At 42.1% G+C, this 7,949-nt stretch carries 6 protein-coding genes; 4 read left to right on the forward strand and 2 right to left on the reverse strand.

Annotation, left to right across the window (positions count from 1 at the left end; translation table 11 throughout):
* Positions 1-262 precede the first annotated feature (262 nt).
* A complete protein-coding gene (locus OCU90_RS09595; RefSeq protein WP_081090036.1) occupies positions 263-1,780 on the reverse strand; it encodes an ISNCY family transposase in 1,518 nt (505 codons plus the stop codon).
* Positions 1,781-2,297: 517 nt separating this feature from the next.
* Here OCU90_RS09595 and OCU90_RS09600 point away from each other — a divergent pair.
* Positions 2,298-2,714, forward strand: coding sequence for a hypothetical protein (locus OCU90_RS09600; protein WP_061025519.1), 417 nt, complete (start codon positions 2,298-2,300; stop codon positions 2,712-2,714).
* A gap of 295 nt (positions 2,715-3,009) precedes the next feature.
* The gene (locus OCU90_RS09605; RefSeq protein ID WP_061025518.1) at positions 3,010-3,372 is read left to right on the forward strand and encodes a hypothetical protein; all 363 of its coding nucleotides are present in this window, start codon (positions 3,010-3,012) and stop codon (positions 3,370-3,372) included.
* A 433-nt stretch (positions 3,373-3,805) separates the two neighbouring features.
* On the opposite strand, the gene OCU90_RS09610 is transcribed toward OCU90_RS09605, so the two are convergent.
* Positions 3,806-4,990 (reverse strand): tyrosine-type recombinase/integrase, encoded by a 1,185-nt coding sequence (locus OCU90_RS09610; protein ID WP_061025515.1) that lies wholly within the window; start codon positions 4,988-4,990, stop codon positions 3,806-3,808.
* 200 nt (positions 4,991-5,190) lie between these two features.
* On the opposite strand from OCU90_RS09610, the gene OCU90_RS09615 reads away from it, so the two are divergent.
* Entirely contained in the window at positions 5,191-6,594 is a 1,404-nt protein-coding gene (locus OCU90_RS09615; RefSeq protein WP_061025512.1) for a methyl-accepting chemotaxis protein, read from the forward strand.
* 129 nt (positions 6,595-6,723) lie between these two features.
* Positions 6,724-7,917: a class I SAM-dependent methyltransferase gene (locus OCU90_RS09620; RefSeq protein WP_061025510.1), complete on the forward strand. Its 1,194-nt coding sequence runs from the start codon at positions 6,724-6,726 to the stop codon at positions 7,915-7,917.
* Positions 7,918-7,949: the final 32 nt, after the last annotated feature.

Raw genomic sequence — 7,949 nt, forward strand, 5'->3', positions numbered from 1 at the left:
GTTATCGGTGTTCCTTCAAGAGGTCTATCGTTGTTTAGTTGTGTATCAGTAAATTAACCACTAAGCGAGAGGTTTTACTGTACCTCAGGTAATCCGTGAAACCCTAATTTAGGACAGTATATAACTCGAAAATGTCCAAAACCATCACAGGCTGAACTTTTACCTGTGGCACGTTGTGATTACCGAGGGAGGTTGACGGTCTAAATACCGAAGGATTCTGTCGCTGCTCTATTCATAGTAGTCCACTATTGCAGATTAGTTTCTATTCGATAATTGATTCCTCGGCACGTGCCTCCCGTAACTCTCTTGTATTCAGCTTTTCTTCAAGCCAGATGTTCCTTACTGTTGAGTGACTAATCGAGATGTTAAAACGCTTTCTCATCTCACCACTTATCCTAATAGAGGTTAGGTGAGGCGATTTGAGTGTTAATGAGATGACGATATTTCGAGTCTTTTCATCGATGCGATTATTGTTGTGTGATTGACCATACAGACGTTTCAAAGCAAGTGGGCCATGGGCTTCAAGCAATTGACGGTTGTTGTGAATGCTTTTGACAGAACAACCGCTTTGTCGGGCCGCTTCTCTAACATTCCCTAACTCATTGGCAAGCTCTATAGCCTCGATCTTTTTCTGAACCTCTTCTCCGTATTCTTTCCTAGAGCTAGGCTCAGTAAGCTCTTTAATCGATAACTCTCGGTCAGCAAAGTAAGCCGTAAAACCACCATCAAGTTGCTTACGTAATTCGACTTGTTGACTCACGATAGAGTGCCGTAATGGGGAGGTGATTTGATACATTGCGTTGGCGTAACTGAAGGTATGATCTCGACGGATTTTTCGATATTCTTTTTGAATACATATCGCGTCAATGTTGAGGTACTTCGGAACGGGTGTATGCTCAGAGCGCATTAATTTGGCGTTGACTGTGAGGGTCGTTGCCCAATACTCAGGGATGAAGGTATTTTGTAGGTAGTTATTTGCACTGATCATATCAGTAACCCCAGCCAGCCTTAACTCAGGGACTAGACGATCTTGGAACGTATCAAAGGCACGTTCGATGCGACCCTTGCCTTGAGGCGAATTGGCAAAAATAATTTCTATACCCAGCTCTTCACAGGCTCGTTGCATCTGGGAGAAGTGGCAACGTTTTGGTCCACCGAAGATGCCAGCTCTATCGACATACAGAGTCTTAAAAAGACCTTTTTTCTTGATATAAGTTTTCATTACTTTGAGGCATCCTTCGGTGGTTTCTGAAGGAAAAAACTCCGCATGAACCTCACTGGTTGCATCATCAATCATGGCGATAAGACAGGATTTTTTATCACCGAACCAAAGGTGCGGACTGCCGTCCATTTGCAGCATTAAGCCTTCGGCTTCCATACGCTCACGTCGTCTTCTTACCTTAGAACGTCGATGTTTGGCTCGTTTTACATGATGGATTTCATGTGCCCAGGTACGAAGCGTCTCCCGTTTTACTTTGATACCTTCAAATACCTCTAACATATCGGCGAGATGAAGCATGTTAAAGTCGTAATACTTGGTCTTTATAAGAGCTTGAACTTGTTGCTTTAAGGTAATGGGGATTTTATTAGCGGGTGCCCTTCCTGTGTTGCCATGAACCACAAATCGGATACCATCAGAGCGATATCGCCTGAGATAACGTTCGATGGTTCTGCGAGACTTCTTGAGGAGCTTAGAGGCATTAGTAATTGAGATTTTACCGAGAGCAACTTTTGCGATGATATCCACGGTAAGCTGAGATTGAGTATCCATAACGATCATCCTATACACCCCTGACTAATTCGTAGCACTAGTCAAAGGATTACGTAAAAATAGAGACCGTCAATTTCCCTCGGTAATTAAGCGAATGACAAAGTCGCTTGGTAGTTACGATACGACAGAATCGCTTGGTGATCACATTTTACCTGTGGCACGTTCTACCTCAGAAATGCCCCATTCGGTGTTAGTACTTTTACTCATTCACATCCTGTTCATGGGCTTTTGCCCTACTAAAAGTTATCTATTCTTAAATTGCTGTTAGTTGTGAACCCTCGTGATGTATCTCGGGGTAAATTCGACATGTCTATCAACGATCTGGCACTTTTATTTTGTGGATGAATGTCAACTCCGCATGGAGCTGTAACAGTAAGTACATCGTGCATGCACGGGAGTATCTATTTTAAATTTTCAGGCTTGAACTCATTCGTTTGACGCGTTCTTAAGCAACATAACGATAAAAAAGTGCTAGATTACATATGGTTACTCCACTGCTTTATTTTAAATAAAAGAGGTTTTCTATATGTCGATTGATTATGAGTATATTCAAAAGTTTCTAGTAGCCGCAGAAGACTGTGTGCCTGATTTCAAGCTTAATCAACCTGAGTTTTCTGAGTTCTTTGACCCTACATCTCAAGATAAGTTAAAAACTCTTCTTTTTTATTTAGAGTTGTTAAATGACTTAAATCTTATCGAACCACTGTCTGGGCCAAAGAATTTGGGTGTTCAACGTTTTGGAGAAACATATAAACCTCATTATGTACCCATTCGTTTAACGGCCCAGGGACATCAGTTTTCAGCAGACTTAAAGAAGACTGGTATGGTTGACAAATTTAAAGAAACTCTAGTAGAGCAAGGCCCACTAGCTGCCGTTAAGCTAGTCACTTCACTTTGCTCGAAGTTAATTGATAAAAAGGCTTCAGATTTAGAATTGATATAGTTAAGAGCGAGCGACTTGTTAAAATTGCATGTATACGATGTATCTGCTCTGAGGATCTCAGATCAGACAGGTTGCTGAAGAATGCTGCACAGGCTTTTCGTTGGGACTGAAAAGCCTAGATCCTCGTGAAATGTATAATTGTCCAGTATGTGGTTTATTGAACGCAACAGTACTTAATGCACACCCTTGCAACAAAGCTTCAAGAAACCAGTGAGTTAAAGTCTGTATAGCAGAAAACGGTAGATTTTAAATTATGGTATAAATTCATTTCATTTGAATTTAATGGGAGTTTTAGGTGGAAATACAATCAAAACATAATGATGATGCAATTCAGTTGCTTGAGCGTCGATTGCAGGATGACATGATAGCTTTTAGTGAGGAGTATTCATGCTTTACAAAGGGAATTGTTGATATGTATATCTACGCTCGTGATTTTCTAAGAATGAACTTAGGGGATGAAGTCCTGCGCGGATATGCCGATTCAGTTTTCTATTCATGCGTTCGGTTTGTTCGAAGTCTTTACTTAGATGAAAGCGCAAGAAAGATTCAATTTTCAGATCAACAGTACCCCCAAACTTTGTTCCCTGATGAGCAGTACAACGCTGCAAAGAGGAACTATGAATTACTAATAGAAAAATACGAAGAGTTTACGGGCTAACACTTTCTAATCGTATTATTTAACGTTACGTCACTTAATGCGCACAACAATAATCAGTCCTTCGATCTAGCGCGAGTTCACTGCTCGCGCTAGCTACCCACAACTTGATTTGCAATACCTGTAGTTATTGATGGTTTGCTAAATTAGCAAAAGCACTAGCTAATAAGTGTCCAGAAACGTGTGACAAAAGATGGTCAAGAAAAATCATAAATGCCTAGTGAACTGTGTTAGTTGTGGCTTTATAATTTCACTTAACCATCTTCAACTAAATGCCCTTTAGCAGCGATAAAAAAGCATACACATTAGAAGCATGCTCAATAAAACTCTTGTACTCACACGCGAATGAACATGAATTTTACTCTATACTCCACTGCGGGCTTTCTTTAGCTTGTTCATTAAAAATACTAACGATCGCGCATAGCGGCTATTTTTATTACGACTGTTTTGCTGACAAAGCTAATCTAATGTTGTTCACCGCTTCGTGCCAGATGTGCATAGCCTTTTCCTGTTGTTTTAAATACAGGCCTTTGTTATACACGCCCATGGTTCCACCCATGATATGACCTAGCATTTTCTCAGCCACATACGGCTCTATTTCCAAGTCTGAAAAGTGAGTACTCAACGTATGTCGCAGAACGTGAGGCGACCACTTAGGAACGCCACAAGGTTTAAATGCCTTACGGATACGCTCATAAAACGCAGACTCTCTTAATACCTCGTTAGGATACCACCCAGAAAAGCACCATCCCGCGCCGGTGGCATTCTCCATCAAGTAACGAAAATGCTCTCTAACATACTCCGGTATTGGTCTAACTATCGGTACATCCGTTTTGCTTTTCTCTTCCGGTACAGTCCAAATGGTAAAGTCTTCGTTCACATCACCCACGGCCATGGTCCTAACTTCACCAGAACGCGCCCCCATGAACATCATGATCATCATTCCGGCCGCTGTCGAAGGATCTACTTCAGCACATCGACTATAAAGCGTTCCGAGTTCTTGCATAGTCAAAACGCGCTGTCGTGGTCTGGACTTCTCACCCACATAATTGGACTGAACAACCGCGACTGTATTTGATTTAACGAGACCTAGCGTTAACAAGTACTTGCTGCATTGTTTGCTATAGGCCAATAGCATTGTGCTAGTCACCTTTAGCTCTATCTTACAAACGTTAACCCAATCTTGTGGTGTCATATCATCAAAGATCCGGTTACCAATCTTAGGAAGTATGTGTTTGCTAATGATTTGCCAAACGTCACCCGCGCTTTTGTTGCGCTGCTTTAAATAGTTTTCATACCAATATTCAAAGCCTAGCTGGATTGTAAGCCGTTCGGTGTTTTGGGTTATTGCGTTTTCTCTTTCTGTTCTTGGATCCTTACCTTCTTCTAATTGCTTTCGGGCCTCCGTATGCTTTTCTCGAGCCTCTTTTAATGAGGTTTCGGGATAGCTACCGATCTTCATAATTGCGGATTTCCTCGCAAATCTAAAACGATAATAAAAGGCCACGTTCCCACTTTTAGAGAAACGTGCGAGTAATCCCCCGCTATCTGCAATATCCTTGTGTGGTCGGTCTTTTGGAAAGTTGGTCTTTGATCTTAATACCTTGTCATTTAGTGCCATGGTCTACCTTTTATATGCACACTCCGGTTTGTGATTATATGCACAGCTATATACACACTTTGCTTTACTGTGCACACTGAACTGGTAATATCAAAGACTCAACAAGACCGAACAGTGCACGCCAGATGCATTGATAAATATACTATACACGGCTATTTGATGCCTTTCTACGAACCATCTATTCAAGGTTAATTATTTTTATGAAAGAAATCCCATTTCGTTGGATTGACAAATATCTCATTCACCTAAAAATCCAAGAAAAGTTCTATCTACTCTTCTTATTACCTCTTCTCGCCCTGGTTATATTAACTCTTGTTTTAGATAGCGCCGCAGACTCTTTACTTGCTCATCTTTATCAAGAAGAAATGCTCTTGATGAAAGGACTTATCGAAGCGGGTCAACTGACGAAAGATCAAGTTGCTCAACTTGTCAGTAATTCTGAAACCATCTCTTTAGGCTATGGTGTTGGTTCCGTCTCAGTTATGAACGGTGCATTCAGCTTGGTTGCGAACCATGACCAAAACTTATGGTCAGCTCTATCTACGACTCAGGTTTCAATTATCGCAGTAACCCTAACGCTGATCGCGCTAGGTGTTTACTACATCATGACTTTCATCGGCGGCGCAATGTTCTCTATGAACAAAGCGTTAAGCACGCTAGCGAGTGGTGATCTCACCTGCCGTATGAACTACTTCCTCGTTCGCGATGAGTTCAGTGAAATCGCAATTACTATTGATAAAGTAGCAGAGCGCGAACAAAACATGGTTCTATCAATCCAAGAGTCTGTCGCACTCATGCAGCAGATCAGTTCTGACTTAAACCAGTCGACACAACAGAGCTCAGACATCTCGGGTAACCAACAAGAACATCTGAATAGTTTGGCAAGTGCAACGGAACAAATGGCGGCAACGATTCGTGAAGTCGCAACCCTTGCTCATGAGTCTAGCTCTCAAACTATGGACGCTCGCGGTGTTGCACAGAGTGGCCAAGTAAAAGTTTCAAATACATTGGAATCTATCTCAAGCCTATCTAAAGAAATTCAATCAGCTTCGCAAGCGGTAGAAGAGCTTGATGCTAATGCAGCGCAAATTGATGAAGTGGTCGCAACCATCAATGGCATCTCAGAACAAACTAACCTATTAGCCCTGAATGCTGCCATTGAGGCTGCACGTGCTGGCGAGCAAGGTCGTGGATTCGCTGTTGTTGCCGATGAAGTCCGTGCCCTTGCCGGCCGTACTCAACAAGCGACTGTTGAAATCCAAAGTATGATTGAATCATTACAACGTAACAGCCAATCACTGACAAAATTGATGGAAGTGACTGTTAGCAATGCTAACGAAGGTCAAACATTGATGTCGGAAGTAAACGTTGAGATCGGCTCGTTAGCTGAAAAGAACCAATCTATTTCTGATAGCAGCACTCAAATTGCTACTGCTGCTGAAGAGCAAGGTGTTGTTGCTGACAACATTGCACAAAGTGTTGAAGAGATTCGTCATCAATCAGACAGCATCTGTGAAATGATCAGTAAGAGTAATGTAAATGTTGACCAACTTCGTAAGCAAAGCGATACGATGGAAGGTTTGCTGACAGGTCTCAAAGCTTAATACTGATATCTAACCACTATGTGTTAATTAATCATTGCTAGGGCTGCTTCTGCAGCCCTTTCTTATTTGCTTTTCCCTTGTACTTCCCCGACAATACCCCTCCTTCAAATTCAACAAACAGAGTAAATTATGACTCCTTCAATTCATCTAGCTAAAGGCCGAGATAAATCACTACGCCGTAAACACCCTTGGGTATTTTCACGCGGTATCGATAAGGTCGAAGGCGAACCACAACAAGGTGAAACTGTAGACGTATATGCTCAAAATGGTCAGTGGCTCGCAAAAGCAGCTTACTCACCAGAATCTCAAATTCGCGCTCGTGTTTGGACATTTGAAAAGGAAGAAATCAATAAAGCGTTTTTCATCAAAAGATTTAAAGACGCACAATCACTACGTGAAGATATCATCGAACGTGACGGCCTAACGGGATACCGATTAACGGCGGCTGAATCTGACGGCCTGCCAGGTATTACTATCGATAAGTACCAAGATTTCTTAGTTTGCCAACTACTGAGTGCTGGCGCGGAATTCAACAAAAGCGTTATCGTTGAAGCTTTAGTTGAATGCTTCCCTGAATGTAATATTTACGAACGCTCTGACGTAGCGGTTCGTAAAAAAGAAGGTTTAGAGCAAACCGTCGGCGTACTGCATGGCGAAGAGCCACCTAAGTCAGTAGTGATTGAAGAAAACGGTGTGAAGATCAGCGTGAACATTATGGAAGGCCACAAAACGGGCTTCTACATGGACCAACGTGATAGTCGCAAAGAATCTATGAAGTACGTTAAAGGCAAAGATGTCCTTAACTGTTTCTCATACACCGGTGGTTTTGGCCTTTACGCACTTAAAGGCGACGCAAAGCGTGTGATCAACGCAGATGTATCTCAACTTGCTCTTGATACAGCTAAGTTCAACGCTGAACTTAACGAGTTTGATATCTCGAAAAAGCGTGCTGTATTCCTAAACGCTGACGTATTCAAACTACTTCGCGAATACCGTGACCAGGGCACTAAGTTTGACGTAGTGATCATGGATCCACCAAAGTTTGTTTCAAGCAAGAACAACCTAACTTCAGGCGCTAACGGCTACAAAGACGTTAACATGCTAGCGATGCAAATCCTGAAGCCAGGTGGAACACTACTCACCTATTCTTGCTCAGGTTTGATGGGTGCTGACCTATTCCAAAAAATCATTGCTGATGCAGCTCTAGATGCAGGCAGAACAGTGAAGTTTGTTGAACGCTTCGAGCAAGCAGCCGATCACTTGATCGATACAGCTTACCCAGAAGGTTTCTACCTAAAAGGCTTCGCTTGTAGGGTGCTTTAATTTTAGTACTTTAGAATCTAGCTTTGATAGCA

Source organism: Vibrio splendidus (assembly GCF_024347615.1).
GTDB classification, from domain to species: Bacteria; Pseudomonadota; Gammaproteobacteria; order Enterobacterales; family Vibrionaceae; genus Vibrio; species Vibrio splendidus.

Coding starts and splice junctions, on each gene's coding strand:
- OCU90_RS09620 (WP_061025510.1), top strand. CDS start 6,724: ATGACTCCTTCAATTCATCTAGCTAAAGGCCGAGATAAATCACTACGC.
- OCU90_RS09610 (WP_061025515.1), bottom strand. CDS start 4,990: ATGGCACTAAATGACAAGGTATTAAGATCAAAGACCAACTTTCCAAAA.
- OCU90_RS09600 (WP_061025519.1), top strand. CDS start 2,298: ATGTCGATTGATTATGAGTATATTCAAAAGTTTCTAGTAGCCGCAGAA.
- OCU90_RS09595 (WP_081090036.1), bottom strand. CDS start 1,780: ATGATCGTTATGGATACTCAATCTCAGCTTACCGTGGATATCATCGCA.
- OCU90_RS09615 (WP_061025512.1), top strand. CDS start 5,191: ATGAAAGAAATCCCATTTCGTTGGATTGACAAATATCTCATTCACCTA.